The organism is Streptomyces sp. CNS606 (assembly GCF_000426325.1).
This window is the reverse complement of the sequence record NZ_AUFD01000005.1, coordinates 125,902-152,500: the sequence shown is the minus strand read 5'-3', so window position 1 is coordinate 152,500 and position 26,599 is coordinate 125,902. Positions and strand designations below refer to the sequence as shown.

General features: G+C 74.8%; 22 protein-coding genes. 12 read left to right on the top strand and 10 right to left on the bottom strand.

Going from position 1 to position 26,599, the window contains the following annotated elements:
- Positions 1 to 184 precede the first annotated feature (184 nt).
- Positions 185 to 1,600 carry an SWIM zinc finger family protein gene (locus K304_RS0100695; protein WP_027762169.1) on the top strand — a complete coding sequence of 472 codons (1,416 nt, stop codon included), beginning with the start codon at positions 185 to 187 and terminating at the stop codon, positions 1,598 to 1,600.
- A complete protein-coding gene (locus tag K304_RS33190) occupies positions 1,597 to 4,269 on the top strand; it encodes a DUF6493 family protein (RefSeq protein ID WP_051307599.1) in 2,673 nt (890 codons plus the stop codon). Before K304_RS0100695 ends, K304_RS33190 begins: the two co-directional genes overlap by 4 nt.
- Before the next feature lie 32 nt (positions 4,270 to 4,301).
- Here K304_RS33190 and K304_RS0100685 read toward each other — a convergent pair whose 3' ends face one another.
- Complete coding sequence (locus tag K304_RS0100685) at positions 4,302 to 4,787, bottom strand: phosphatase domain-containing protein (RefSeq protein ID WP_027762167.1); 486 nt, start codon at positions 4,785 to 4,787, stop codon at positions 4,302 to 4,304.
- A 157-nt stretch (positions 4,788 to 4,944) separates the two neighbouring features.
- On the opposite strand from K304_RS0100685, the gene fdhD reads away from it, so the two are divergent.
- The gene (gene fdhD / locus K304_RS0100675; protein WP_027762166.1) at positions 4,945 to 5,802 is read left to right on the top strand and encodes a formate dehydrogenase accessory sulfurtransferase FdhD; all 858 of its coding nucleotides are present in this window, start codon (positions 4,945 to 4,947) and stop codon (positions 5,800 to 5,802) included.
- Here fdhD and K304_RS0100670 read toward each other — a convergent pair.
- Positions 5,784 to 6,677 (bottom strand): sulfotransferase family protein, encoded by an 894-nt coding sequence (locus tag K304_RS0100670; protein WP_027762165.1) that lies wholly within the window; start codon positions 6,675 to 6,677, stop codon positions 5,784 to 5,786. The two genes, fdhD and K304_RS0100670, sit on opposite strands and share 19 nt — an antisense overlap.
- Before the next feature lie 450 nt (positions 6,678 to 7,127).
- Here K304_RS0100670 and K304_RS0100665 point away from each other — a divergent pair, with 450 nt between their 5' ends.
- The 4 genes from K304_RS0100665 (at position 7,128) to K304_RS0100650 (ending at position 11,505) form a co-directional block, all read left to right on the top strand.
- Entirely contained in the window at positions 7,128 to 8,954 is a 1,827-nt protein-coding gene (locus K304_RS0100665) for a long-chain fatty acid--CoA ligase (RefSeq protein ID WP_027762164.1), read from the top strand.
- Between the two features lie 167 nt (positions 8,955 to 9,121).
- The gene (locus K304_RS0100660; RefSeq protein ID WP_051307691.1) at positions 9,122 to 9,916 is read left to right on the top strand and encodes an aldo/keto reductase; all 795 of its coding nucleotides are present in this window, start codon (positions 9,122 to 9,124) and stop codon (positions 9,914 to 9,916) included.
- A gap of 246 nt (positions 9,917 to 10,162) precedes the next feature.
- Complete coding sequence (locus tag K304_RS0100655; RefSeq protein ID WP_027762162.1) at positions 10,163 to 10,750, top strand: sigma-70 family RNA polymerase sigma factor; 588 nt, start codon at positions 10,163 to 10,165, stop codon at positions 10,748 to 10,750.
- The gene (locus K304_RS0100650) at positions 10,747 to 11,505 is read left to right on the top strand and encodes an anti-sigma factor (protein WP_027762161.1); all 759 of its coding nucleotides are present in this window, start codon (positions 10,747 to 10,749) and stop codon (positions 11,503 to 11,505) included. Before K304_RS0100655 ends, K304_RS0100650 begins: the two co-directional genes overlap by 4 nt.
- Positions 11,506 to 11,677: 172 nt before the next feature.
- Here the strand turns inward: K304_RS0100650 and K304_RS0100645 are convergent, their stop codons facing one another.
- From K304_RS0100645 to K304_RS0100625, 5 genes are read right to left on the bottom strand one after another with little or no spacing between them, the layout of a single operon-like run.
- Positions 11,678 to 12,493 (bottom strand): DUF1295 domain-containing protein, encoded by an 816-nt coding sequence (locus tag K304_RS0100645; RefSeq protein WP_027762160.1) that lies wholly within the window; start codon positions 12,491 to 12,493, stop codon positions 11,678 to 11,680.
- A gap of 8 nt (positions 12,494 to 12,501) precedes the next feature.
- Positions 12,502 to 13,755 (bottom strand): SAM-dependent methyltransferase, encoded by a 1,254-nt coding sequence (locus K304_RS0100640; protein ID WP_078528279.1) that lies wholly within the window; start codon positions 13,753 to 13,755, stop codon positions 12,502 to 12,504.
- Positions 13,756 to 13,808: 53 nt separating this feature from the next.
- Entirely contained in the window at positions 13,809 to 15,125 is a 1,317-nt protein-coding gene (locus K304_RS26580) for an SAM-dependent methyltransferase (protein WP_078528178.1), read from the bottom strand.
- Positions 15,122 to 15,856, bottom strand: coding sequence for a DUF1365 domain-containing protein (locus K304_RS0100630; protein ID WP_037788969.1), 735 nt, complete (start codon positions 15,854 to 15,856; stop codon positions 15,122 to 15,124). Before K304_RS0100630 ends, K304_RS26580 begins: the two co-directional genes overlap by 4 nt.
- The gene (locus K304_RS0100625) at positions 15,853 to 17,145 is read right to left on the bottom strand and encodes an FAD-dependent oxidoreductase (RefSeq protein ID WP_027762157.1); all 1,293 of its coding nucleotides are present in this window, start codon (positions 17,143 to 17,145) and stop codon (positions 15,853 to 15,855) included. Before K304_RS0100625 ends, K304_RS0100630 begins: the two co-directional genes overlap by 4 nt.
- A 180-nt stretch (positions 17,146 to 17,325) precedes the next feature.
- On the opposite strand from K304_RS0100625, the gene K304_RS0100620 reads away from it, so the two are divergent.
- Together K304_RS0100620 and K304_RS0100615 are read left to right on the top strand one after the other, a co-directional pair.
- The gene (locus K304_RS0100620) at positions 17,326 to 19,023 is read left to right on the top strand and encodes a molybdopterin-dependent oxidoreductase (RefSeq protein WP_078528176.1); all 1,698 of its coding nucleotides are present in this window, start codon (positions 17,326 to 17,328) and stop codon (positions 19,021 to 19,023) included.
- A gap of 124 nt (positions 19,024 to 19,147) precedes the next feature.
- Positions 19,148 to 19,810, top strand: a complete 663-nt coding sequence (locus K304_RS0100615) for a fasciclin domain-containing protein (protein WP_027762155.1) — start codon at positions 19,148 to 19,150, stop codon at positions 19,808 to 19,810.
- Positions 19,811 to 19,846: 36 nt separating this feature from the next.
- On the opposite strand, the gene K304_RS0100610 is transcribed toward K304_RS0100615, so the two are convergent.
- On the bottom strand, positions 19,847 to 20,152 hold the full coding sequence (locus tag K304_RS0100610; protein WP_027762154.1) for a 4a-hydroxytetrahydrobiopterin dehydratase: 306 nt from the start codon (positions 20,150 to 20,152) through the stop codon (positions 19,847 to 19,849).
- Between the two features lie 232 nt (positions 20,153 to 20,384).
- Here K304_RS0100610 and K304_RS0100605 point away from each other — a divergent pair, with 232 nt between their 5' ends.
- Positions 20,385 to 21,473 carry an acyl-CoA desaturase gene (locus tag K304_RS0100605; protein WP_027762153.1) on the top strand — a complete coding sequence of 363 codons (1,089 nt, stop codon included), beginning with the start codon at positions 20,385 to 20,387 and terminating at the stop codon, positions 21,471 to 21,473.
- A gap of 37 nt (positions 21,474 to 21,510) precedes the next feature.
- Here K304_RS0100605 and K304_RS26575 read toward each other — a convergent pair whose 3' ends face one another.
- Positions 21,511 to 23,757: a phage holin family protein gene (locus tag K304_RS26575; protein WP_078528173.1), complete on the bottom strand. Its 2,247-nt coding sequence runs from the start codon at positions 23,755 to 23,757 to the stop codon at positions 21,511 to 21,513.
- A gap of 184 nt (positions 23,758 to 23,941) precedes the next feature.
- Between K304_RS26575 and K304_RS0100595 the strand changes: the two genes are divergently transcribed.
- Together K304_RS0100595 and K304_RS0100590 are read left to right on the top strand one after the other, a co-directional pair.
- A complete protein-coding gene (locus K304_RS0100595) occupies positions 23,942 to 24,721 on the top strand; it encodes an MBL fold metallo-hydrolase (RefSeq protein WP_027762152.1) in 780 nt (259 codons plus the stop codon).
- Positions 24,718 to 25,374, top strand: coding sequence for a VTT domain-containing protein (locus K304_RS0100590; RefSeq protein WP_027762151.1), 657 nt, complete (start codon positions 24,718 to 24,720; stop codon positions 25,372 to 25,374). Before K304_RS0100595 ends, K304_RS0100590 begins: the two co-directional genes overlap by 4 nt.
- Positions 25,375 to 25,413: 39 nt before the next feature.
- Here K304_RS0100590 and K304_RS0100585 read toward each other — a convergent pair whose 3' ends face one another.
- A complete protein-coding gene (locus tag K304_RS0100585) occupies positions 25,414 to 26,511 on the bottom strand; it encodes an aminotransferase class I/II-fold pyridoxal phosphate-dependent enzyme (protein ID WP_027762150.1) in 1,098 nt (365 codons plus the stop codon).
- Positions 26,512 to 26,599: the final 88 nt, after the last annotated feature.

Sequence of the window (26,599 nt, the reverse complement as noted above, 5' to 3'; positions counted from 1 at the left end):
CGGCATGGGGAACTCCGGTCACTCGGTGGCCCTCCCGCTCCGCGAGCGGGCCTCGGGGCCGGATTTCCCAGGAAACGTAGCAGCGGCTCCCCGGGGAGGGAAGAAGTCGTGCAGAAATCCGTCAGACTTTCTCCCCCGAATGGACAAAGGGGCGTTGTCAGTCCCGGGCCCTAGCGTTCCGATCATGACGCGAACGACCCAGGCGTACGCCTATCTTCGAGCTTCGTCCGTGCGATCCGGCCCGGCCGGCGGCCTGTTGGGGCTGGAGACCTCCGGCGGGCTGACCCCGCGCGGCGCCGAGGCCCATCCGGGCTTCTTCCGCGGCTTCCTGACGCATCCCCAGGCCGCCGCGCACGCGCTGCTGGCCGTCGCCGACGTCGCGGCCGCCCGCTACTACCAGCGCCTGTCGCCGGCGTCACTCGATCCGGTGGTGACGGGGAACGGCGACCGGCTGCGCTTCGAGTCCTTCTCCGGGTGCTGCGGCGTCTACGCCCGGCTGGACGTGCTGCGGGAGGGCCTGGACGGTGGCGAGACCGGCCACGGCACGACCAACGTGGATGTCAACAACCCGCTGCGGGAGGCGCTGTCCCGCACCGGCTCCGGCGACCCGCTGCACCTGCGCGTGGGGCCGGAGGAGCTGGCGGTCACCACGCTGGACGGCCCGGTGCTGGAGAAGAAGGTGCCGCTGCCGGAACGCTGGCTGCGCGGCTTCGCCGAGACGCAGGTGATAGCGGCCGGCTTCGACCTGCGGGCCGAGCTGCCGGCGGGCGAGGCCGTACGGTTCCTGCGGTCGCTGCCGCGCGGCGGCGCCGGGCGCGCGGCACCGCCCCGCTGGGTGGTGCCGGCGGGGCGGACGCTGCGGCCCACCACCCGGCCGGTGCCCGGCGCGGTCTGCCTGCCGGGCCCGGAGCGGCTGGTGGCGCTCCAGCGGGTGCTGCGGCACGCCGAGGCGCTGCGTGTCTACGGGCCGCCGGTCGCGGCGGGCACCGGACCGCTCGCCGCCGCGTGGGAGGTCGTGCTGCCGGGGATGCGGCTGACCCTCACCCTCTCCCCCGACGCCTCCCGCGGCTTCTCGGGCGAGGGCGCCGTGCTGGACGCCCTCGCCACCGACGAAGCGGCGGCCGACGCGGAGCTGGTCGCGGTGCTGCTGGCGTGGGAGCCGCGGATCGACGTGGCCGACCTGGCCGACCAGGCGGGGCTGCCGCCCGAGCGGACACGCGCTGCTCTGACCCGGCTGGGCACCGCCGGCCGGATCGGCTACGACACCGCCGAGGCCGCCTACTTCCATCGTGAACTCCCCTACGACGCCGACCGCGCCGAACAGCACAACCCCAGGCTGCGCGCGGCACGCGCCCTGGTGGCGTCCGGAGCCGTGGCCCTGGACCCGGGCGACGGCGAGACGGCGACCGTGCTGTCCGACGGGCACCCGTACCGGGTGCGCCAGGCGGCCGGCGTGCCGAGCTGCACCTGCCCCTGGTGGGCGAAGTACCGGGGCGGGCGCGGACCGTGCAAGCACGCGCTGGCCGTGCGGATGGTGCGCCGCGGCGCGAGCGCGGCGGACGCCGCCCCGGCCGTGCGGACGGGCGGAGGCGCGCGATGACCACGGGGAACGCGATGACCGCGGAGAAACTGCTCGACGCGGTGCGCGAGGGCCGTCCCGTCGACGAGGTGCTCGCCGTGCTGGAGCCGCTGGACGACGCGGCACGCCGCGCGTGCCTGCCGGAACTCAAGGCGCTGCGCGGCGCGATGCGCGGGGACTTCCGACAGTGGCAGCGCCGCACGGCGCTCTACGTCGCCGGCACCGGCTGCCACTCGGCGGCCTCCGGCGCGACGGCATGGCTGCTGTCACGCGACTTCGCGTGGAGCGGACGGGGCTGCTCCGAGCATCTGGTCGCGGCGATGCGGGGCCGCGAAGCCGCCTGGTACGCCGACGTCGCCCACCGCCTCGCCGACCGCCCCTCGCGCGCCGAGGAGCTGTTCCCCCTCGTCGCGGAACTGACCCGGCTGTCCGGCGGCCCGCCGCCGACGTCGGACGGGTTCGTCCGCGGCTGGGTACGGGGCCGGTCGTCGGTGCGCCGCCGCGACACCGGGGACACGCTGACGGCACGCCTGCGCCTCGACCCGTTCCTCACCGTGCTGGTGCCCCGGCTGTTCGAGGCGCAGGACGCGGGCGCCGTACTGGCGCAGTTCGGATGGTCCGAGCCGCTCGCCGCGCTGGCGGGTGAGGGCGTGCTGGACCGTGCGGCCCTGCTGGACGGGGCGGTGGCCCGCCTGCTGCGCGGGGACCGGCCGGGGAACCTGCGGTTCTTCCGCGACCTGCTCACCGCGATGGCCCCGGACGACGACGAACTGGCCGCGCGCGAACGGGACTGGGTGCGGCTCGCGGCCGACGCGCCGGCCGCCGTGGCGGACGACGCGCAGCGGACGCTGCGGCGGCTGTGGGAAGCCGGCCGGCTGGCGGCGGAGCCGCTGGCGGAGGCGTCCCGCGGGGTGCTCTTCCGCAGCGAACGGAAGCTGGTGCGCGCCCAGTTGGTGCTGCTGGGCAAGGCGATGAGCCGGGACCCGGAGGCCGTGCACGTACTGCTCCCCGTCACCGCCGAGGCGTTCGGCCACCCGGACGCCGAGGTGCAGGAGCGGGCGCTGGGGCTGGCCGCCCGGCACTGGCGGAAGGCCGACCAGGCTGCACGGTCCGAGGTGGCGTCCGCCGCCGCGCTGCTGGGCCCGTCGCTCCGCCGCCGCGCCGCCGAGCAGTTCGGCGGGGTCGCGGCGGCACCGGAGGAGGAACCGTACGAGGAGCTGCTGCCGCCCGCGCCGGAACCCGCCCGCGCGGCCCCCGCGCCGGAGACGGTGGACGAACTGGTCGAGGAGGTCGCGGCCGCGTCGAACCGCGGCTGGACGCCGGCCGGCGTCCCCGCGTTCGAGCGCGTGCTGGACGGCCTCGTGCGGCACGCCCACCGGGACCGGGCGGGGCTGGCGGAGGCGCTGCGTCCGGTCTGGGCGAGGCAGCCGATCGCCCGCGAATGGCTGCTGCGGCATGGCGGGAGCTGGGGCGTCGCGGACGCGGTCGCCGCCGTCGTCGGCGAACTCTCCCGCCGGGACCTGCGCAAACCCGCCACCGGAGCGGGGCACTACGACGCCCCCACCGCAGTACGGGCCGTGCGGGTGCGCGAGGCCGCCGCCGGCATCCTCACGGGAGGGATGCCGATGCTCCTGGCCGCTCCCGACGGGGAGAACGGCGTCCTGGAACCGGAGACCCTGCTGGAACGGCTGCGGACGTACCGGCGGCTCGGCCTGCGGCCCGGCGCCGCGGACTTCGACCAGGCGCTGCTGCGGGTGCGTCCGGACACCCGGTGGGCGGCGCCCGCCGCCGAGCTGGGCGGGCGGCCCGGCAGACGGCTGGCCGCCTGGCTGGCGAACGGCGGGCTCCCGGCGCCGGTGGGCGCACGCGTCGACGAGCCGGAACGGGCGCACTGGCGCACCAAGTGGTACACGGAGGTGAGTCCGCGCCGCATCCTCGTCCGGGACGAGGGCCTGCCGACCGGGCGCGGCGACGGTTTCCACGAGGTCTTCGGCCGGATCGGCGCCGCGACCCCCTCGGCCGCGGGCCACTACGGGCACGGGGCGGAGTCGGCGGCGTGGCTCGGCGTCCTGCCGTGGCATCGCGAGGCCGTCGCCGCCCGGCGGCTCGCCACGCTGGCCGCATGCGCCGACAGCGGCGCCCGTACGACCGCCCGGGACCTGCCGGCCCTCGCCGAGGCGGAGGCGGCCCCCGAGGGTACGGCGGGGGTCGCGCTGCACCTCGCGCTGGCCTACGGCCTGGGCGCGCGGCATGCGGAGGACCGCCTCGCGGCGGTGGACGCGCTGCTCGTCCTGGCCGCACGGCGACAGTTGGACCCGGAGACGCTGGGCGGCGAGCTGGGCACGCTGGTCGGGATCGGGGCGGTGAAGGGCAACCGGCTGACGTCGGCGCTGCGTTCGCTGGCGGAGACGGGCGCCTACCGCACGGCGTGGTCGGTGCTGCGGCCCGTGCTGCCGGTGGTGCTGGCGGGCGAGGTGCCGCACCGCGGTGCGGGCGAGCTGCTGGAGGTGGCGGCGGACTGCGCCGAGCGCTGTCGTCCGGCGGGCGACACCGTGGTGGGGCTGGACGCGGTCGCCTCCGCCGGCGGGTCGTCGCGCCGGGTGCGGGAGGCGCGTCGCCTGCGGGACGCGCTCCGGCCGGGAGAGCCGAGGGAGTCGGGGGAGGTGGGGGAGGTGGGGGCCGTCGCGTGACGCGGTGGCCCGGACGGGGCGCGCGGGGCGGCTCAGGTGCGGCCGGTGTCCTCCTGGGCCTCCTCCAGAGCCTCCGAGGGCGGCATCCAGTCGGCGAGGACGACGGTGAACCCGGCGCGGCGGTACGCGTCGCAGACCAGCCGGTCGTCGTCGACGACGATCTCGACGGTGCGGCGGCGCGCCACCCGCTGGAGAAGCCGCGGCTTGGTGACGCGGGCCGGGCGGCGGTCGGTGTCGTCGCGCATCCACAGCTCGCCGGCGGGCAGCCCCTGCGCGGCGAGCCAGTCCTCGGTGTCCCGGCGGCAGCGCTCGGGCCGTCCGGTGACGTACCCGAGGTCGCAGCGCTCGGCCCAGTCCCGGGCGAGCGCGATGCCGTCGGGCAGCGGAGGGTCGTCCACGGCGGCGCGGAAGAAGGCGTCCCAGTCGCGCGGCGCGGAGGCGACGTGGTGCAGCCGGTGCCGGGTGTCGGACAGGGTGCCGTCCAGGTCGAACACCGCGAGCGGCCGCTTCTCCGTCATCGGGCCAGACTAGCCGCCGCCCCCGTCCACCGCGCCCCGGTCCACCGCGGCGGTCCGGCGCACCGCGCGAACCGGGGCGTTCCGGTTCGCCGCGGGGCGGGCGCGGGCACCCGTGCGGGAGAATGACCGCAGGCCGCACGAGGAGGAGGACCGCCGCATGGGACGGGTCACCGCACGACACCGCGTCGTCCGCATCCGGGACGGCGCCGTCTCGGAACGGCCGGACACGCTGGTGGTCGAGGAGCCGCTCGAGATCCGGCTGAACGGGCGGCGGCTGGCGGTGACCATGCGCACCCCCGGCGACGACTTCGCGCTGGCGGCGGGCTTCCTGGTCAGCGAGGGCGTGGTCGCCGCCGCGGGCGAGGTCGCGCACATCCGCTACTGCGCGGGCGCGACCGAGGACGGCGCGAACACCTACAACGTCGTCGACGTACGGCTGGCGGACGGCGTCCCGGTGCCGGAGGTCTCGCTGGAACGGAACGTCTACACCACCTCCTCCTGCGGCCTGTGCGGGAAGGCGAGCCTGGAGGCCGTGCGCACCACCGCGCGCTGGCGGCCCGAGCAGGGCTCGGCGGCGCCGCTGCACCTCACGCCCGCGGTCCTCAGCGGCCTGCCGGACACCCTGCGTTCCGCGCAGCGCGTCTTCGACCGCACCGGCGGGCTGCACGCGGCCGCGCTGTTCTCCCCCGCCGGTGAGCTGCTGGACCTGCGGGAGGACGTGGGCCGGCACAACGCGGTGGACAAGCTGGTCGGCCGCGCACTGCGCGAAGGGCTCCTGCCGCTGGCGGGAGCAGTGCTGATGGTGTCCGGGCGGGCGTCGTTCGAGCTGGTGCAGAAGGCCGTGATGGCGGGCATCCCGGCGCTGGCGGCCGTCTCCGCACCCTCGTCGCTGGCCGTGGAGCTGGCGGACGAGACGGGCATGACCCTCGTCGGCTTCCTGCGCGGCAGCTCGATGAACGTGTACGCCGGTGCCGGACGCCTGGAGCCGCTGCCGGTTCAGTCGCCGGGCCCGTAGCCCCAGGTCTCGGCGAGGCGGGCCAGCCGCGGCGGCAGGCCGTCGAGGGTGGCGCCGCCGCGCGCGGGCTGGATCCGCCCGGACCGGATGTTGCTGCTCCAGTCGCCGATGTGCGGACGGAACGCGCCGTGGTCGCGGCTTCCGTAGTCGAGCATGCCCGCCTCCCACTCGACGCCGAGGTGCCGGCAGATCTCCCGGGTGACCTTCTCCGGCTCCGCGGTGAGCTCCTCGTAGCGCACGGTCAGGCCGGTGAGGCTCTGCCGGGCCTCCTCCAGCCGTTCCGCGTACGCGAGGACCTCGTCGTGGATCTGTGCCGGGTCCGGGTCCTGGCGGCGGTTGACCAGCGAGCTGACGATCGCCGCCGGGTGGCGCAGCAGGAACAGGTAGCGCGCCTGCGGCCAGCAACGGTCCAGTCGGGGCCAGATCAGCGTGTTGGGCGGGGTCTTGTCGACGATCAGGCTCTTGCCGCTGCGCTCCAGCTCCAGATGCAGCACGCGGTCCCACAGCAGGTGCTCCAGCTCCTCCTTGTCCAGTTCCAGTTCGCGCATCGCGCCCGGGGTGAAGTCGCGGCCCATCCGCACGTGCACGGTGCGCAGGTGCATCTCGTGCGGGGCGCGGATCCGCGAGTGGCTGTTGAGCAGGACCCGCAGCAGGGTGGAGCCCGAACGCACCGGGGAGAGCAGGAAGACCGGCGACGGGACCAGCCGGCCGGCGTGCGGCGCGACGTACCCCTTCTCCTCGCGGTCGGGGCGGGCGGGGGCGGCGGGGGGCCGGGGCCGTACGGCTGCCCCGGCCGGGGGCCGCAGCGCCTCGGCGAGCAGCCGGCCCCGGCGCCGCAGTCCCTTGCCGACCATCTGTGTGCGCGGGTCCCGCATGCTGCTGGCGCCTTCCTGGAGTGAACGTCCTGCCGGGGACGGGGCCGGGCCCCGCCTTCGGGGGCTCGGCGTCCCTCTCCGCGGCCCTCCTGGCCGTGGGACCCCTCGTGCCCGCCATCCCACGGCATGCGGGCGAACGGACGGTGTCGGAGAGACGGCCGTACGGCGTCCCGCAGCCGTCCGCCCCGCGACGGCCCGGCACCGGCCGGTCCCGGGACGGCGGGCGCGCCCCTCCCCGAGCCCGGGTGGCCGGGATGCATCGCTGGTCCGGACCGCATGGAGGAGGTTCGGTGCAGATGTGGTCGGGGAGCGGCAACGCCCTGGCAGTGCACCGGCCGAAGTGACCAGAATTGCCCCACCCCCCTGCTCCGCGGCTCCTCCCGCGGAGCGTCGGGTATCGGATACGGTCGCCACGCCTGTGCTGCCCTGCCCTTTGGAGGAGCGGAACCCTTGCGCGAGATCACCGTCCCCGCCGTGGTGACGGAACCGCAGGTCGGCGGACTGGCGGACGCCGTCTTCGACAACGCCGCGACGGACCCGGACCGGGTCGCCCTGGCCCGCAAGGACGAGGACGGGGTGTGGCGCGAGGTGACCGCGGGCGCGTTCCGCGACCAGGTGCTCGCGCTCGCGAAGGGCCTCCTGGCACAGGGGGTGCGGTTCGGCGACCGGGTCGCGGTCATGTCGCGCACGCGGTACGAGTGGACGCTCTTCGACTTCGCGCTGTGGACGGTCGGTGCGCAGCCCGTGCCGGTGTACCCGACGTCCTCCGCGGAGCAGGTGTACTGGATGCTGCACGACGCGGGCGTGTCCGCGGCGGTCGTGGAGCACGAGGACCACGCCATGACGATCGGGTCGGTGGTGGACCGGCTGCCGGGCCTGGGCCGGCTGTGGCAGCTGGACGCGGGCGCCGAGGCGGAGCTGACGGCCGCCGGCGCGCATCTGGACGACGAGGTGGTGCACCGGCACCGGCTGGCGCTCACCCCGGACACCGTGGCAACCGTCATCTACACCTCGGGCACCACGGGACGGCCCAAGGGGTGCGTGCTCACGCACGCCAACTTCATGGCCGAGACGGACAACATCGTCACCCGCTACGAGCCGGTGTTCCGCTCCCGGCCGGGCGACGAGGCGGCGACCCTGCTCTTCCTGCCGCTCGCGCACGTCTTCGGCAGGATGGTGGAGGTGGCGGCGATCCGCGGGCGGGTGCGGCTCGGCCACCAGCCGAACCTGAACGCGGCCGCGCTGCTGCCCGACCTGGAGGCGTTCCGCCCGACGTTCATCCTCGCCGTCCCCTACATCTTCGAACGGGTCTTCGGAGCGGCCCGGCGGAAGGCGGAGTTGGAGGGCAGGGCCACGGCGTTCGACAAGGCCGTCGACGTGGCCGTCCGGTACGCGGAGGCGGCCGAGCAGCGCGCGTTCGGCAAGGGGCCGGGGCCCGGCGCCGGGCTGCGGGTGCAGCACCAGTTCTTCGACAAGGTCGTGTACGCCAAGCTGCGGGCCGCGCTGGGCGGCAGGTGCGTGCACGCGATGTCGGGCGGCAGCGCGATGGAGAGGCGGCTGGGGCTGTTCTTCGACGGAGCGGGGGTGCGCATCTTCGAGGGGTACGGCCTGACCGAGACCACGGCCGCGGCGACGGCGAACCCGCCCGAGCAGACCCGGTTCGGGACGGTGGGCAGGCCGGTTCCCGGCACCACCGTGCGCGTCGCGGACGACGGCGAGGTGTGGCTCCGCGGCGGCCAGGTCTTCGGTGGCTACCTGAACAACCCGCAGGCCACCGCCGCGACGCTGCGCGACGGATGGCTGGCCAGCGGCGACCTCGGGCACCTGGACGAGGACGGGTACCTGACGATCACCGGCCGGAAGAAGGAGGTGCTGGTGACCTCCGGCGGCAAGACCGTCTCACCGGTCGCGCTGGAGGACCGGGTGCGCGCGCACCCGCTGGTCGGGCAGTGCATCGTGGTGGGCAACGACCGGCCGTACGTGTCGGCGCTGGTCACCCTGGACGCGGAGGCCGTGGAGCACTGGCTCGCCATGCGGCACAAGCCGCTGATGGGCCCGGCGGAGCTGGTGCGCGACCCCGATCTGGAGACGGAGATCCGGCGGGCCGTGGTGGCGGCCAACACGCAGGTTTCCAAGCCCGAGTCGATCCGCACCTTCCGCATCCTGGCGGCGCAGTTCACCGAGGAGGAGGGCATGCTGACGCCGTCCCTGAAGCTGAGGCGGAACGCGATCGAGAAGGCGTACGCGGTCGAGATCGAGGCCCTGTACCACGGGTGACCTCACGCCCGGTGCGGGCGGAGGGCCGGCGGGTGACGGGTGCGGGGCGCGGGAATGTGCGGCGGCCGGTGATCGTTGGCCCCAGGAGAACGCACAGCCGACTCGTTAGGACGCAACCGGTGACCACCCCCACCGTCCCCACTCTCACCCTGAACAACGGCGTCGAGATGCCCCAGCTCGGCTTCGGCGTGTGGCAGGTGCCCGACGACGAGGCGGCCGACGCGGTCGGCGCCGCGCTCGAGGCCGGGTACCGCAGCATCGACACCGCCGCGATCTACGAGAACGAGAAGGGCACCGGGCGCGCGCTGGCCGCCTCCGGCATTCCGCGTGCGGAGCTGTTCGTCACCACCAAGCTGTGGAACAGCGAGCAGGGCTACGACGCGACGCTCCGGGCCTTCGACGCCTCCCTGGCCCGCCTCGGCCTGGACCACGTCGACCTGTACCTCATCCACTGGCCGGTGCCCGAGCAGGACCGGTACGTCGACACCTGGAAGGCCTTCGAGCGCATTCTGGCCGACGGCCGGGCCCGCGCCGTCGGCGTGTCGAACTTCAACCCGGCCCACCTCCAGCGGGTGATCGACGAGACCGCCACCGTGCCGGCGCTCAACCAGATCGAGCTGCACCCGCGGCTCCAGCAGCCCGTTCCCCGCGCCTTCCACGCCGACCACGGCATCGCCACCGAGGCCTGGTCGCCGCTGGGCCAGGGGAAGGACCTGCTGCAGGACCCGGTGCTCGGCGGGATCGCGGAGAAGCACGGCGTCACGGTCGCGCAGGTCGTGCTGCGCTGGCATCTCCAGACGGGCAACGTGGTGATCCCGAAGTCGGTCACCCCCTCCCGCATCCGGGAGAACATCGACGTGTTCGGGTTCGAGCTGGACGCGGAGGACAGGGAGCGGATCGCCGCCCTGGACGCGGGGGCCCGCCTGGGGCCGGACCCGGACACCATGAACTGGCTGGGCTGACTCCACCCCCGCCGGCCCGCCCCGCCCCGGCCCGGGTCCTGCTTCGCGGCACGGCCGCCGCTACGCTCGGCGGTCGTGCCGTCGTGCTGCCGCGACGACCAATCCACGCAGGCGGCGGCGACGAATCAAGCACGTCACCGCGCAGGACTCGGCGCCCTCCAGGGCCGCCGGCAACCCGGAGGAAAACATGGCAGCTGCCGCTCCGCCCCGACCGCCGCGACCGGCCAGGCCGGAAGGCGGGACTTCATGAGGCACGACGCGCGGCTCACCGACGCCCCCCGGGAGCCGGGTCCCGACCTGCCCGAGCTGCTGGGACAGGTGGCGCGGGGCGACCAGAAGGCGTTCGCCACCGTCTACGAGGCCGTGGCCGGGCCCGTGTTGGGCCTGGTCCGCAGCATTCTGCGGGATCCGGCGCAGTCCGAGGAGGTCGCGCAGGAGGTGCTGGTGGAGGTCTGGCGGTGCGCCGCGCGCTACCAGCCCGAACGCGGCAGCGCCATGTCCTGGGTGATGACGCTGGCACACCGCCGGGCCGTGGACCGCGTACGGTCCGCGCAGGCGGCGAGCAACCGGGAGCATCGTGCGGCCCTGCTGGACCGTACGCCCGAGTTCGACGAGGTCACCGAGCAGGTGGAGGCGCGACTGGAACGCGAGCAGGTGCGCCGCTGCATGCGGACCCTGACCGAGGTCCAGCGCGAGTCGGTGACCCTGGCCTACTACCGCGGCCATACCTACCGCGAGGTGGCGGAGCTGCTGGCGCTGCCGCTGGGAACGGTGAAGACACGTCTGCGGGACGGACTGATCCGCCTGCGCGACTGCTTGGGGGTGAGCGTATGACCACGGCCGATCTGCACACGCTGACGGGCGCCTACAGCGTTCATGCGTTGCCGGACGCCGAGCGCGAGGAGTTCGAGCGGCACCTCGGGGCGTGCGAGTCCTGCACGCAGGAGGTACGGGAGCTGAGCGCGACGGCCGCCAAGCTGGGCCTCGCCTCCGCGCTCACACCGCCGCCGGCGCTGCGTGAGCGGGTGCTCTCCGAGATCGCCAACGTGCGGCAGGAGCCGCCGGAGGTCCCCCGGTCGCACCGGCGGTCCGGGGGCGGGAGTTCCAGCCGGGTGCGGCGGCTGCCGCGGTTCGCCCTCGCGGCGTCGATCGCCGCGGCGGCGGCGCTCGGCGGTGTCTCCGTCTGGCAGTACCAGCTCGCACAGGACGCGCAGGAACGAGCCGAGCAGGCCGAACAGCGCGGTGAGAGCATCGCCCGGGTGCTGGCGGCCGAGGACGCCCGGGTCGCGGTCGGAAAGCTGCCCGACGGCGCCAGCGGCTCGGTCGTGGTCTCGCACAGCGAGGACAAGGCCGCGTTCTTCGCCTCCGGGATGCCGGAGGCGCCCCAGGGCAAGGTCTACCAGCTCTGGTTCAGCGACCACGGCACGATGCGGCCGGCCGGCCTCATGGAGTCCGGTGAACGGACCGGTGCCGTGCTGATGGAGGGCCCGGTCGGGGACGCGACCGGGATGGGCATCACGGTGGAGCCCGCGGGGGGCTCCGAGCAGCCCACGTCGGAACCGGTGGCACTGATGGAGCTGCCGGCCTGACGGCCCTCCCGGACGGGGCGGGGCGGACGACCTCTTCGGGGGAGCCGTCCGCCCCGCCTCCGTCGTTGCAGGGAGCCCTAGCGGCCACGGGAGCGACGGAGGCGGGCCGACGGAGCCCCCGGCCCGGGGCACGGGGCACGGGCCCGGGGCACGATGACGCGCCGGGCAGGTCCTAGCGCTCGGACCGGCGCGGGGGGCGGGGGAAGAAGCCGCTGACGCGACGGGCGTACGCCGCGTAGCCGGGGCGTTCGGCCATGTGGCGTTCCAGCAGGCGCTTGCCGCTCCCCCAGATCAGCAGGTAGCTCATCACCAGCGGGGCGATCGCGCACAGCGCGGCGACGCCCGGGTCGCCCGCGGCGACCAGGAAGATCCCCCACCACACGCAGAAGTCCCCGAAGTAGTTGGGATGCCGGGTCCAGGACCACAGGCCGCGGTCCATCAGCCGGCCCTTGTTCGCCGGGTCGGACTTGAAGCGGTGCAGTTGGGCGTCCCCCACCGCCTCGAAGAACATGCCGGTCGCCCACAGGGCGACGCCGGCGGCGGCGAGCCATCCGGGACCGGCGGGCACGTACTGGCCGGCCTGGACGGGCAGCGAGACCAGCCACACCAGGGCGGCCTGGAGCAGGTACACCATGCGCAGCGCGTACAGCGCCGGGTCGCCGGGCGCCTTGGCGAGCATCTTCGCGTAGCGGGGGTCCTCGCCGTGCCCGGCGCCCCGGCGCCCGATGTGCACGGCCAGCCGCAGCCCCCACACCACGGTCAGCGCGGTCAGCAGCAGTTGCCGTCCCGTGTCGCCGTGGCCGCCGGCGGCCGCCGTCGCGAAGGAGGCGACGGCGACCGCGGCGAAGGCGGCGCCCCAGGCGACGTCCACGATCCGGTGCACGCCCTTGACCAGGGCCAGGGCGAAGGTCGCGAGGAGGACGGCGAGTGAGGCTCCCGCCGCGACCGCGAGGTTGACGGCGAAGGCGTCCCAGGGGAAGTCGTTCACCTCTCGCCTCACCTCAGCCCTTCGGCGGCGTACCAGGCGCGCGGCGTGGTCGGCATGTCGGCGTCCCCCTCCGTCGTGGGCCGGACGGCGAGCAGCTGGTCGACGCCCATCCGGCGCTCCTCGAACGCCAGGGCGCCCCCGGCCAGGTACAGCCGCCACACCCGCGCGGTGTGCTCGCCGACCAGGCCGGTGAAGGTGCTCCACCGCTCTTCGAGGGTGTCGTGCCAGGCCCGGATGGTGCGGACGTAGTGCTCGCGGATCGACTCTGTGTGCCGGACTTCGAGGCCCGCGTCCTCCAGCAGCGCCAGCGTCCGGCCCAGCGGCCGCATGTGCATGTCCGGGGCGATGTAGGACTCGATGAAGGCGCCGCCGCCGGGGGCGTGGGAGCCGCGGGACATCTGCTGCACCAGGACCCGGCCTCCCGGCCGCAGCTTCCCGTGCAGCGTCCGCGCGAAGGCGGGGTACTCGGCGTCGCCGACGTGCTCGCCCATCTCGACGGTGGAGACGGCGTCGTAGCCGCCGCCGTCGATGTCGCGGTAGTCGCACAGCCGCACCTCGACCAGGTCCTCCAGGCCGCGCTCCTTCACCCGGGCGCGGACGAACTCGGCCTGACGGCGAGCCAGGGTCACGGCCGTGACCTGTGCCTTGAAGTGCTCGGCGGCGTGCAGGGTCAGCGAGCCCCAGCCGCAGCCGACGTCCAGGTGCCGGGCGCCGGGACGCAGCGCGAGCTTGCGGCAGATGATCTCCAGCTTGTCGTGCTGGGCGTCGGCGAGGCCGTACTCCGGATCGTCCGGGCGGGTCCACACGCCGCACGAGTAGGCCATCGACGGGTCGAGCAGCAGCTCGTAGAAGTCGTTGGACAGGTCGTAGTGGTGGCTGATGGCGGCCCGGTCGCGGCTGCGGCTGTGCAGCTTGCCGCCGAGCCGCGCGGAGGGGGCGGAGGGCTCGGGTGGGCGGGGGCCGACGGCGCCGAGCTTCAGCAGCACGGCGGCGGCGCGCGCCCGGTCGGCGAGGCCGGCCTTCGGCGGGCGCATGCCGGTGTCGCGGGCCGCCTGCCACACGGTGCGCAGCGCCCCGGTGAGGTCTCCCTCGATCTCCAGCTCGCCGCTGATGTACGCCTGGGCGAGACCGAGTTCGTCGGGCTGCCACAGCAGGCGCCGCAGTGCGCGGCGGGACCGCAGGTGGACGACTGGGGCGCCGGCGGGGCCGGCGAGGCTGCCGTCCCAGGCGCGCAGCCTCACCGGGGGCGGGCCGCCGAGCATCTCGGTCGCCAGGTCGGTCAGCAGGTGGGCGGCCTGTCCGGGGGCGGGGCGGTTCACGCCGCGTCCTCCGTGGGGGCGGTGGCCATGTGCGCGGTCTCCTTGTCGTTCGTGGTGCGGGGACGCCCGCCGTCCTTGGTGAGCAGCAGCTGCCGTACGTCGAGGTAGCCGGAACGGAACCCGGCCTCGGAGTAGGCGAGGTAGAAGGTCCACATGCGGCGGAAGGTGTCGTCGAAGCCGAGGGCGCCGACCTCGTCGGCGCGGTCGCAGAAACGTTCGCGCCACAGGCGGAGCGTCTCGGCGTAGTGCGGGCCGAAGCCGTCGGAGCGGGCGACCCGCATCGCGGTGCGCTGCTCGGTGATGCGGGACATGATCTCGACCGAGGGCAGCATGCCGCCGGGAAAGATGTACTTGTGGATCCAGGTGTAGCTGTTGCGGGTGGCCAGCATCCGGTCGTGCGGCATGGTGATGGCCTGGAGCGCGACCCTGCCGCCCGGTTCCAGCCGGTCGTCGAGGGTGGTGAAGAACCGCGGCCAGAACTCGGCGCCGACCGCTTCGATCATCTCGACGCTGACGACGGCGTCGTAGGTGCCCTCGACCTCGCGGTAGTCGCACAACCGCACCTGGACGCGGCCCTCGTGCCCGGCTTCCCGTATCCGCTGCCGGGCGAGTTCCTGCTGTTCCCGGGACAGCGTGACGCTGTCCACCAGGGCGCCGCGTTCGGCTGCGCGCAGGGCGAGTTCGCCCCAACCGGTGCCGATCTCCAGCAGCCGGGTGCCGGGCCCGACCTCGGCGAGGTCCAGCAGCCGGTCGATCTTGCGGCGCTGGGCGTCGGCGAGCTGCGGCCAGGACGCGGGGAAGCCCTCGAAGACGCCGGAGGAGTAGGACATCGTGGCGTCGAGGAACAGCGCGAACAGGTCGTTGGACAGGTCGTAGTGCCGGTGGATGTTCTCCCGGGACCCTTCGGGGGTGTTGCGCTGCGCGGAGGGCCGGCGCAGCTCCCACACGCGGCGCAGCCGCTGGAGTCCGGCGGGGACGAGCGTCTGGACGTTGCCGGCCAGCACGTCGAGCACGCCGACCAGGTCGGGGGCGTCCCACTCCCCGGCCATGTAGGACTCGCCGAAGCCGATCAGCCCGCTGTGGCCGATGCGCGCGACGAACGCCTCCGGGTCGTGGAGGTCCAGCAGCGGACCGCCGAGTCCGAGGCTCTCGCCGTCGGGAAACCGCACGCGCAACGGCAGCCGGGCCAGGGCCTGGCGGACGATGCGGGCGGCGATCGCGCTGCGGAGACCGGAGACGCGCGGCACCCTGGCGACGTCGGGCCATCGCTCCGGGTCGGTCGCGGGGATCGAGCTCGAGGTGGACACGCTCACTCAACGCCCTCCTGGGGACGGTGTCGGGGACGGGGCTGCACGGGCAGACCGCGCAGGTACAGACGGATGCCGTGCATCCGGATGGCGGCCGAGACGGCCAGGGTGGACCAGCGGTGCCGCAGCGCGGCGCACAGCAGGGCGGCGGCGGTGGCGGGACGGCGCCGGCCCCGCACGGTCGCGGTGAACGGACGTCCTCCCTCCCGCTCCAGCTGGACGGTCAGGTCGAGGTCCGCGCCGGGTTCGGGGAGCCGCATCCGGTAGGAGCCGTCGACGGGGAAGAACGGGGAGACGTAGAACTCCTTGGGCACTCTGGCGGCGCCCGTCTCGTCGGGCAGCAGCACGTAACCGTGCCGCTCGCCGTACGTGTTGTGGACCTCGGCGACGACGTACTGGAGGGTGTCGTCGGCGTCGTGGCACCAGTAGAGCGTGAGGGGGTTGAAGACCCAGCCCAGGACGCGGGCGTGAGTCAGCATCAGCACCCGCCCGGCGGGCGGGGCGAGGCCCTGGCCGGCCAGGAAGCGCTCCAGACCGTCCCGTATCTCCCCCGCGGTGCCGGCGAAGTGGTCGCGGGCGTCGAAGCGGGCGAGCGGGCGCAGCGCACGCGGCAGCCGCGGCAGGTCGTCGACGTCGACCAGCCACAGGTAGGTGCGGTGGCGGAAGGCGTACCGGAACGGCCGGGTGCGGGTGTGCGCGACCGTGCACGGATAGAGCGCGGGGAGGTGAGGCGTCACCACGTCACCCCCAGCGCGCGGGCTGCCTCCACTCCGGACCGGCAGCCGTCCTCGTGGAAGCCCCAGCCGTGGTAGGCGCCGGCGTAGGCCGTGACGGGGCCGCTGAGGGCGGGCAGGCCGGCCTGCGCGGTGACCGACTCCGGTGTGTAGACGGGGTGTTCGTACACCATGCGGGCCAGTACCCGGCCGGGGTCGACGCGGTCGTCGGCGCCGAGGGTGACGACGTAGTCGTCGGCGGCGTCCAGGCGTTGCAGGCGGTTCATGTGGTAGCTGACCTGCACCCGGTCGGCGGGGGTGTGGCAGGACGGCATCAGGTAGTTCCAGGAGGCGCGGGCGCCGGAGCTGCGCGGCAGCAGCCTCGCGTCGGTGTGCAGCAGCGTCTCGTTGCGCGAGTAGCGGAAGGCGCCGAGGACGCGCCGCTCGTCGTCGCTCGGGTCGGCGAGGAGGCGCAGCGCCTGGTCGGGGTGCGTGGCGAGCACGACGGAGTCGTACCCGGCGGTGCCGCCGTCCTCGGTGGTGATCCGCACGCCGTCGGCGTGCCGCCGCACCGCGCGGACGGGAGTGGCGGTGTGCACCGCCTCCACCTGCTTGGCGATCCGCTCCACATAGGTACGGGAACCTCCGCTCACCGTCCGCCACACCGGCGATCCCGAGACGGAAAGCATGCCGTGGTGGGCGAGGAAGCGGAACAGGTAGCGGGCCGGGTAGCGCAGCGCGGTCCCGGGAGCGCAGGACCACACGCAGGACACCACGGGCGTCATGAAGTGGGCGACGAAGTAGCGGGAGAAGCCGCCCTCGTCGAGGAACTCGCCGAGGGTCTGCGGGGTCTGCTCGGCCGGGTCGTCGCCGGGGCGTTCCTCACGGGCGAGCAGGGCCCGGGCGCGCCGGTGGAAGCGCTTCACCTCCCCGAGCATGCGCAGGTAGGCGGGGCGCAGGACGTTGCGCGGCTGCGCGAGGACGCCGCGTGCGCCGCGCGCTCCCGCGTACTCCAGCCCGCAGCCCTCGCACCGCACGGACATGCTCATCTCCGACTCCTGCGTGGGCACGTCGAGTTCGGCGAAGAGCCGGAGGAGATGCGGATAGGTGCGCCGGTTGTGCACGATGAAGCCCGAGTCGACGTGGTGGAGCCGGCCGTCCCCTCCCGCGAGCTCGTGGGTGTGGGCGTGGCCTCCGAGCCGGTCGTCCGCCTCGTAGAGCGTCACCTCGTGTTCCCGCCGGAGCACGTACGCGGCGGTGAGTCCCGCCACCCCGCTGCCGACCACGGCCGTCCGTCGCCGTTGCTCCGCCATCTGGCTCCTTTCCTCGCGGTGGGGCGTCGCCTCCACCGACGGTTCGGCGCTCGAACCGCTCTCGGATGCGTTCGGCGCAGAGGAGCCCGCGGATTGGTCGGCGACGGCAAAACGCCGGAGACAGGACCGGATTCCACTCTTTCGAATGAGGGACCAATCCGCCGGGCGGCCCCGCGCCGAATGGCGGACGTGAGCGAAGATCGAGACACCCCGCGGACCGTGCGTCCGGCGCTGGGCGCGCTGAGCGGCCTACTGGCCGGATTCGCAGCCCTGGCCGTGGCGCAGTTCACCGCCGTGTTCGTGCGCCCGGAGGCGGCACCGCTGAACGCGGTGGGCGACGCGGTGATCGAGCTGTCGCCGCCGGCGGTGACCCAGTTCGGCCTGGACACGTTCGGCTCGAACAACAAGCTGGTGCTGGAGATCGGCACGCTCACGCTGATCGGGCTGTTCGCCGTCGGACTCGGCCTGCTGGCGCTGCGGCACCGGCGGCTCGCCTCCGCGGGAGTGCTGCTCTTCGGCGTGGTCGGGGTCGCGGCGGCCCTCAGCAGGACGGACGCCGCCGCGCTCGACGCGCTGCCGTCGGTGCTGGGCGGACTCGCCGGGGCAGGAGTGCTGTACCTGCTCAGTGGTCGCCTCGGCACCGAGGCGGCCGACGCGACCGACGCGACCGACGCGACCGAGGCTGCTGCGGGTGGCCGTACCGCGGCCTCCGGGCCGGGCACGGCGCCCGAGGAGGCCGAGGAGGAGGCGGAGCAGCCCGCGGTGATGCGCCCCTCGGGCGCAGGCCGGTGGGACTTCGACCGGCGTGGCTTCGTGATCGCCGCGACGACCGCGGCGGTGGCCTCCGCGGGCGCGGGCGCAGCGGGACTCGAACTGGGCGGCAGTTCCTCGGCCGCCGCGTCCCGGCGCCGGGTGCGCCTGCCGCGCCCGGACGACGCGGCGCGGCCGATCCCCGCCGGCGCCGACCTGAAGGTGCCGGGGGTGAGCCGGTTCACCACGCCGAACGGCGAGTTCTACCGCGTCGACACCGCCCTGGTGGTGCCGAAGGTCGACGCCACGACGTGGCGTCTGCGACTGCACGGCCGCGGAGTTCGCGAGCCGGTCACGTACCGCTTCCGGGACCTGCTGAAGCGGCGCCTGATCGAGCGGGACATCACCATGACCTGCGTCTCCAACCCGGTGGGCGGCAGCTACGTGGGCACCGCACGGTGGATCGGCGTCCCCCTGGCGCCGCTGCTGCGGGAGGCCGGCGTGCGGCCGCCGTCCGAGGGCGGCCGGGCCGACCAGATCGTCGCCCGCTCGGTCGACGGCATGACCATCGGCACCCCGGTGGAGACCGTGATGGACGGCCGAGACGCGATGCTGGCGGTCGGCATGAACGGACAGCCGCTGCCGTTCGACAACGGTTTCCCCGTGCGGATGCTGGTGCCCGGCCTGTACGGCTACGTGTCCGCCTGCAAATGGATCGAGGACATCGAACTCACGACGTTCGACGCCTACGACGCCTACTGGGTGCGCAGGAACTGGGCGGCGAAGGCGCCGATCAAGACCCAGTCGCGCATCGACACCCCCAAGCCGTTCGCCTCACCGGAGGCGGGCACCGTGCCGGTGGCCGGTGTCGCCTGGGCCCAGCACCGCGGCATCAGCCGGGTGGAGGTCCGCGTCGACGGAGGCCCGTGGCGGGAGGCGCGGCTGGCCGAGCAGGCCGGCGTCGACACCTGGCGCCAGTGGGTGTGGGAGTGGCCCGCCACCTCCGGGTCGCACACCCTCGAGGTCCGCGCCACGGACGGCGACGGCGAGGTACAGACCGGTGAGCGCGCCGGGACCGTACCCGACGGCGCGACCGGATGGCACTCGGTGGTGGTCGACGTGAGCTGACCGGGGCGGGCCGGCCACCGGCCGCCCGACCTCGACACCGCGCACCGGAACCTCGTGCGCCCACCGAACAACTATTTCTCCACATGTGTACGCAGTTGTCACCCTCGAAGAAGGAGCATCCCTCATGAACGCCACCCGTGTACGCCGCGCCGCCATCGCCGCCGTCGCCGCCGCCGTCCTGCCCCTGAGCATCACCGCCTGCGGCAGCGACGGCGGGGACAGCGGCTCCGGCTCCGGCTCGTCCTCCTCCGAGGAGAAGAAGCAGGACCAGGGCCAGAAGGACGAGGAGACCGGCGGCGCGACCCAGGCCGACGGCCCGTTCGGCCCGGCCTGCCAGTCGGTGCCGAAGGACGGCGCCGGCTCCTTCGACGGCATGGCGAAGGACCCGGTCGCCACCGCGGCGTCGAACAACCCGGCGCTGTCGACGCTGGTCACGGCCGTGAAGAAGGCCGGACTGGTCGACACGCTCAACAACGCCGAGAACATCACGGTGTTCGCGCCGGCCAACGCCGCCTTCGAGGCCGTCCCGGAGGAGGACCTCAACGCGCTGCTCAACGACAAGGAGGCCCTCACCAAGGTCCTCACCTACCACGTGGTCGGCGAGAAGCTGACCCCGGCGGACCTGGAGGACGGCAGCTACGACACCCTGGCCAAGGAGAAGCTCACCGTCTCCGGCTCGGGTGAGGACTTCACCGTCAACGACAGCGCCGGCGTCGTCTGCGGCAACGTGCAGACCGCCAACGCGACCGTCTACATCATCGACGGCGTGCTGATGCCGAAGATGTGACCCCCGCGACCGGCCAGCCCCGACGGGGCCGGCCGGTCAGCGCGCGCCGTGGCCCGCCGCGATCTCCGTGATCCGGCGGGCCAGTGCCGTGTCGAGCTCCGTGATCCGCCCGCCGGCGCTGTGCGTGTTCACCGCGATGCCCAGCCGGTTGTACCCGAGGGTCAGTTCGGCGTGATGGTTCAGCTCGTCCTGGATCATCGCGACGTGCAGGGCCATGGCGGCGGCGGGCAGGTGCGTGTCGAACGCGTAGGTGCGGGCGAGAGTGTCGCCGTCGGCCTGCCAGCCGGGAAGCCCGGACAGCGCCTCGTCGATCTGCTGCCGGGAGAGGGCCTCGGGTGCCATGGCGGGCGTTCCCTTCGTCGGTGGCGAGGGCCGTGACGGCGGTCCGCACGGAGCCGCCGGTTCCAGCGTGCCACGCCTTGCCGTGCGAACGCCGCACCCCCGGCACGTCGCGCGGGGGCGCCCCACCCCGCGCGGGTGTGGCCGGCCCCACCCCGAGGGGCGGGCGCGCCCCTCCTGCGGGACACCGCCTGCGCGGCTGTCCGCGGGAGCCCCGCCGGACGAGGCTCGACGCATGACGACACCCACTTCCGCGGTCGCCGTACCGCCTCCCGCACACTCCCGCTCCGAGCAGACCGCCGGGGTGGGCGGCAGCGACTTCGCCCGGCTGGCGCGCAAGGTCTCCGCAGCCGGACTGCTGGAACGCCGACCCGGTCACTACGCCCTGCGGTTCGTCCTGGTCGGTGCCGCCCTGGTGGGCGGCTGGACCGCCTTCGCCGCGCTCGGCGCGTCCTGGTGGCAGCTGGCCGTCGCCGCGTTCCTCGGCCTGGTCTTCGGCCAACTGGCGCTGGCCGCACACGACCTGGCGCACCGGCAGGTGTTCACCGGCCGGAGGGCGAGCGAGACCGCGGGGCGACTGGTCGGGAACCTCGGCATCGGCATGTCGTACGGCTGGTGGATGACCAAGCACACCCGGCACCACGCCAACCCCAACCACGAGGAACTCGACCCCGACGTGGCGCCGGACATCCTGGTGTGGTCCCGCGACCAGGCGCGGGCGGCCCGCGGGCTGCCCCGCTTCGTCGGACGGCACCAGGCGGCGCTGTTCTTCCCCCTGCTGACGCTGGAGGGCTTCAACCTGCACGTGTCGAGCGTGCGGGCGCTGCGCCGGCCGGAGACCAAGCGGCCGGTGCTGGAGGGCGCGCTGCTCCTCACCCATCTCGGCGGCTATCTCGCGGCGCTGTTCCTGATGCTGCCGCCCGGCACGGCGCTGGCGTTCCTCTTCGTGCACCAGGCGGTCTTCGGCGTGTACCTGGGCTGCATCTTCGCCCCCAACCACAAGGGCATGCCCACGCTGCGCGGCTCCGAACGCCCCGACTTCCTGCGGCGGCAGGTGCTCACCTCCCGCAACGTGCGTGGCGGGCGGTTCACGGACGTCGCGCTGGGCGGGCTCAACCACCAGATCGAGCACCACCTCTTCCCCAGCATGCCCGCCCCGAACCTGCGCCGGGCCCGGACGCTGGTCCGGGAGCACTGCGCGGAGCTGGGCGTTCCGTACCACGAGACCGGCCTGGTGCAGTCCTGGCGGGAGGCGCTGCGGCACCTGCGGGACGTGGGCGTGCCGCTGCGCGCGGGGGACGCCTCGGCGCGGACCGACGGATAGGTGCGGAGCGGCACCTCGGACGGGCGGGGCGGCGGGCTCAGGAGGTGGTGTCGCCCACCGGCTCCCCCGCCCCGGCCTCCCGGGCGGGATCGGGGCGGGGTGCGCGGTCCGGCCGGCCGGGACGGGAACGGCGGGGCCCGCCCGGGCCGCGCAGGCGCCTGCCGTCGCCGTCCGCCGCCGCGTCACCGGCGGCCCGCACGGCGGTCGCGCCGGTACCCGTCGGCACGGCGGACCAGCGCTCGCCCAGCGTCCGGGTCTCCCGGAGCCAGCGCCGCAGCACCAGGTGCACCTGCTCGGCGCCGACCAGGTCGTCCTCGTCCGAGGTGACCGGCGCCGTCAGGGCGAGCGGGGAGAGCAGGAACGCCCGGCTCTGCTCGCCGCCGAGGCCGCCGTGCGAACCGATCTGCTCCTCGAAGGCGTGCACATCCCCGGTGTCGGGTGCGACGCAGGAGTTGACCATGATGTCGGCGGTGTGCGGGAAGCGCGAGGAGCGCAGCACCACGTCCGCCGCGTTCGGGCCGAACGGCGCCAGCGGGTCACGCTCGCCGACCACGTCGCCCGTGTCCAGCCGGTGTTCGCAGGCACCGGGGCCGAGCACCACCGGGCCGTGCTCCTCGCTGTGGACCAGCAGGAAGCCGATGCCCGGGTGGTCGGCGAGCGCGCGCAGCAGCGCCGGGTGGCGTGCGTCGATCGCCTCCCGGCTCATCCGGCCCGGAACGTCGGGGAAGGAGACCAGGCCGAGGTTGCCCGAGGCGAGCACGACCGGCTCGGCGGCCTTGCGCGGCAGCTCTCCGCCGTCCGGTGTGGACCCGTCCTCGGGACGGTGCAGCGCCGCACGGGCCGCGGCGCGCGCCTCCGCACCGCTGCGCGTGGCACGGGCACTGCGGGACACCGGCACGCCGCAGCCCGCCCGCACCAGGTCCTCCAGCGTCAGCCCGTAGGCGCTGCGGAACGGCTCTCCACCGCTCTGCCCGTGGTCGGAGAGGAGCACCAGCCGGTACGGGCGCGGCGCATGGTCGGCGGCCTTCGCGATCAGCGCGATCGCCCGGTCCAGGGCGCGGAGCACCTGCCGGGTGTCCCCGCCGCGCGGTCCGCTGTGGTGCGCCACCTCGTCGTATCCGACCAGGTCCGCGTAGACGGCGGCCCGCCCGTTGAGCACGTCGCCGATGACGGCGGCGACGACGACGTCGCGCTCGACGACGGTCGCGAAGGCGCGGATGAACGGATAGAGGCCGCCGCGCCCCACCCGCGGCCGGTCGCCGCGCACCCGGGCCCGTACGGACTGGCCCACCTCCCGGAACAGCTCCGCGAAGAACGAGACGGCGGTGCGGGTGGCGTTGGCGGGGTCGGAGAAGTACGCGAAGTACCCGGCGCGGGAGCGGGTGTCCCGGCCGCGCCGGGCGGCGACCGACAGCACCAGGGCGAGCTGGCGCGCCCCGCCGCTGAAGAGGTTGCCGCGGCTGGCGCCGTCGGAGGCGAGCAGGCCGTGGTCGCCCGTGCGTTCCACCGCGCGGCGCTGGAGTTCCGCGGCGCCGGTCGGCCGGTTGGTGACCATCACCTCGCCGGTCTCCTTCTCGTACCAGCGGAAGGCGGGGACGTCGTCGTTGCTGCCGTGCAGGATGCCGAGCTGGCTGGCGCCGGTCTGGCTGGACCAGTCGGTCTGCCAGGGGGTGAGCCGGTGCGTGGTGCGGGCCATGGCGGCGACCGTGGGCATCACCGGCTCCGGGCCGGTCGTCGCCTCGTGCAGCACGTCGTGGCCCAGCCCGTCCAGTTGCACGAACACGATCCCCGGGGTGCCGGGCGGCCGGGCGCCCGCACGCCGGCGCCGTCGGTCGGCGAGCCGCGCCAGCCGGCGGCGGTAGGCGCCGTCGTCCCGGACGGCGAGGAAACCGCTGGTCGCGGACGAGGCCGCGGACATGGCCGCCGCGACGACAACCGCGGTCTCCGGATCCGCGTCCCCCCGCTCGGGAATGAGCACCAGCGCGAGCCACAGGAGCGAACCGTTGAGGAAGAAGACCAGGATTCCCAGCACCAGGGCCGGCACCAGCAGCAGCGCCCGCACCAGCAACGGCCAGACCAGGGCGCTCAGCAGGCCGAACACCCCCGCACCGAGCGCGGCGGTGACCGCGGTACGGGTGGCGCTGTCGCCGCCGGGCTGCTGGATGCGGAAGTCGGGGAGACCTCCCGCGAGGATCAGCATGGTGACGGTGCTGACCGCCCACACCGCGAGGACCCGCAGTGCCGCGGCGCCCAGCCCGCGCCACGGGGGCAACACAACCCGCACGCCGTCCCCTCCTCACTTCGCCGCCGCGCACCGCCCCCTGCGCGTGCACGACATTCTCCACTTTTTCACAGTGCGCTCCCGACCGGGCAGGGATGCCGTCGCCGGACATACGCTCGGAGGGGTGCGGCGTCGCCGCACCGGGTACCCACGACTCAGCCGAGTCAGCCCAGTGGGAGGAGCGCCAGTGCCGGTCGACGTGACGTGGTGGGGCCATGCCACGGCGACGGTGCGGGACTCCGGTGTCTCGGTGCTCACCGACCCGGTGCTCGTGCAGCGGCTCGCACACCTGCGGCGGCGCCGCGGAGCGCTGCCGCCGCCCTCGGTGACGACGGTGGACGTGGTGCTGGTGTCCCATCTGCACGCCGACCATCTGCATCTGGGCTCGCTGTCCCGGCTCCCGGCCGGGACACGGGTCGTGGTGCCGCGCGGCGCGCCCGACGCGGTGGCCGGCCTGCGCAGGCTCGGCTCCTCCTGGCTCGATCTGGTCGAGGTCGCGGCCGGGGACGAGGTGCCCGCCGGACGGGTGCGGGTCCGCGCCGTCCCGGCCGCCCACGACGGCCGCCGCCTGCCCTACGGGCCGCAGCAGATCCGTGCCCTGGGCTACGTGGTGGAGGGCGAGGCCCGCACCTACTTCGCCGGCGACACCGGCCTCTTCGCCGGCATGGCCGACGCGGTCGGGCCGGTGGACGTGGCGCTGCTGCCGGTCGGAGGCTGGGGGCCGTTCCTGGGCGACGGCCACCTCGACGCGCGGCGCGCGGCGCAGGCCCTGAAGCGGCTGTCCCCGGCCAGTGCGGTGCCGGTGCACTACGGCACGTACTGGCCGATCGGCATGGACGCCGTGCGGCCGCACGAGTTCCACGCGCCGGGCGACGAGTTCGCCCGGCTGGCCGGGCGGCTCGCGCCCGGCGTCGCCGTGCACCGCCTGCGGCACGGGGAGACGGCTCGGCTGGGGGCGCACCGATGACGACGGATGCGGTCTCCGGGCTCGGACAGCTCGCCTCGGCGGCGAGCACGCTGCCGCTGGACACCCAGCGGATCATCGCCTACCCGACGCTCTTCGTGCTGATCGCCTTCGGCGCGCTGGTCCCCGTGGTGCCGACCGGCGCGCTGGTGAGCAGCGTGGCCGTGGTCGCCTTCCACCAGGCCATGCCGGTGGTGCCGCTGTTCTTCGTCTTCGCCGTGGCCTCGCTCGGCGCGTTCGCCGGGGACGTCGCGCTGTACTGGCTCGGCAGCCGTGGTCTGCGCTCCAAGGGCGGCTCGGTGTGGCTGGAACGGCTGCGGCAGAAGGCGCCGCCGGACCGGCTGGAACGGGCACGGCGGGGTCTGGAACGCCACGGCGTGGCCGTGCTGGTCGTCTCCCGGCTCGTCCCGGCGGGGCGGATACCGGTGATGCTGGCGTGCCTGCTGGCGCACATGCGGCTGCGGACGTTCGTGCGCGGGAACCTCCCGGCGTGCCTGGCCTGGGCGGCGACGTACCAGCTGGTGGGGGTGGCGGGCGGGTCGTTGTTCCCGGAGCCGTGGGAGGGCGTGGCGGCGGCCGTGGGACTGGCGCTGCTGGTCAGCTTCGTGCCCTCGGTGTGGCGCCGCTTCCGCGGGCCCCGCGTGCGCGACGCGTAAGCCTTCGCCGCGGCGGTGTGCCCGGGGCCGGGAGAGGGATCAGGGTGTGGCGGTGAGGGCGGCGAGCGTGGAGCGGAGGACGCGCAGCGCGTGGGCGGTGTGCGGCGCGCGCAGGGGGTCGGGGGCCTCGGGATGGTCGGCGCCGGTCAGCAGCAGCGTCGACAGACGCACCCGCAGCGCACCCGGCTCGTCGCCGTAGCGGTGGCCGCCGTCGGCCCCGGCCCCGAGCCGCCGCACCAGCTCCGCCTCGAGCTCCGCGGCGTTCTCGACGCCGTGCGCGGCCAGCGCGCCGCGGGCCGGTTCGAGGTCCACGTACACGTGCCGCCCAACCTGCGGAGGCCGGCACAGTGCGCCGGCCTCCGTCACCGCGTCGTGCAGCGCCCGAGCCAGCACGCCCTGCCGTACGGCCTCCGCGGCACGCCGTTCGCGCCGTTCGGGGGGCTCCGCGAACCACTGGGCCCCGCCCAGCGCGGCCTCCTCGGAGACCCGGGCGTGCAGCGCGGTGAGGACGGCGCGGACCTCGCGGGCCAGGCCGTGGCCGCGCGCGGTGTCGGGGAAGCGGCCCAGGGCGACGGACGGCGTACCGGTGAGGACGACGACGGAGCCGGAGTGGGCGGCGCCGAGCATCTCCGCGGGGCTGACGACCACCGTGCCGTGCGGGTCGTGGGAGGTGTCGCGCTCGCTCTCGTCGCTGACGACGAGGAGGCCCTCGCCGGAGGCGGCCTCGCACACCTCGTGCAGCAGTTCTGGCGGGACGGCCGTACCCGTGGGGTCGTCCGCGACGGAGAGGACCAGCGTCCGCGGGTCGTCCCCGGCGGACCGGGCGCGCCGGACGGTCTCCAGCAGGACGAACGGGTCGGGGACGCCGCCGCAGTCGGCGGGGGCGGACACCCGGTGGACGGGGCGCCCCAGCAGCCGGGCGGGAACGGCGTGCCAGTCGGCGGCGGGCCGGGACAGCAGCACCCCGCCGCCCGCCGGGTCGCCCGCGGAGAGCAGGGCGAGGAGCAGCAGCGGGGCGCCGGGCGCGGCGACGACCTGGCCGGGGCCGGTGTGCAGGCCGCGTCGGTGCCAGTACGCGCAGGCGGCGTCGCGCAGCGCGGTCAGGTGCGGGCCGCCGTGCCCGTCGGTGTGGCGCATGGCCTCCACTCTCACAGACACCGGCGCGGTCGTCGCCCGGGCGCGCGAGCGCGGCGGGCGGGGGCGGGGGCGACGCCACACCGGGCGG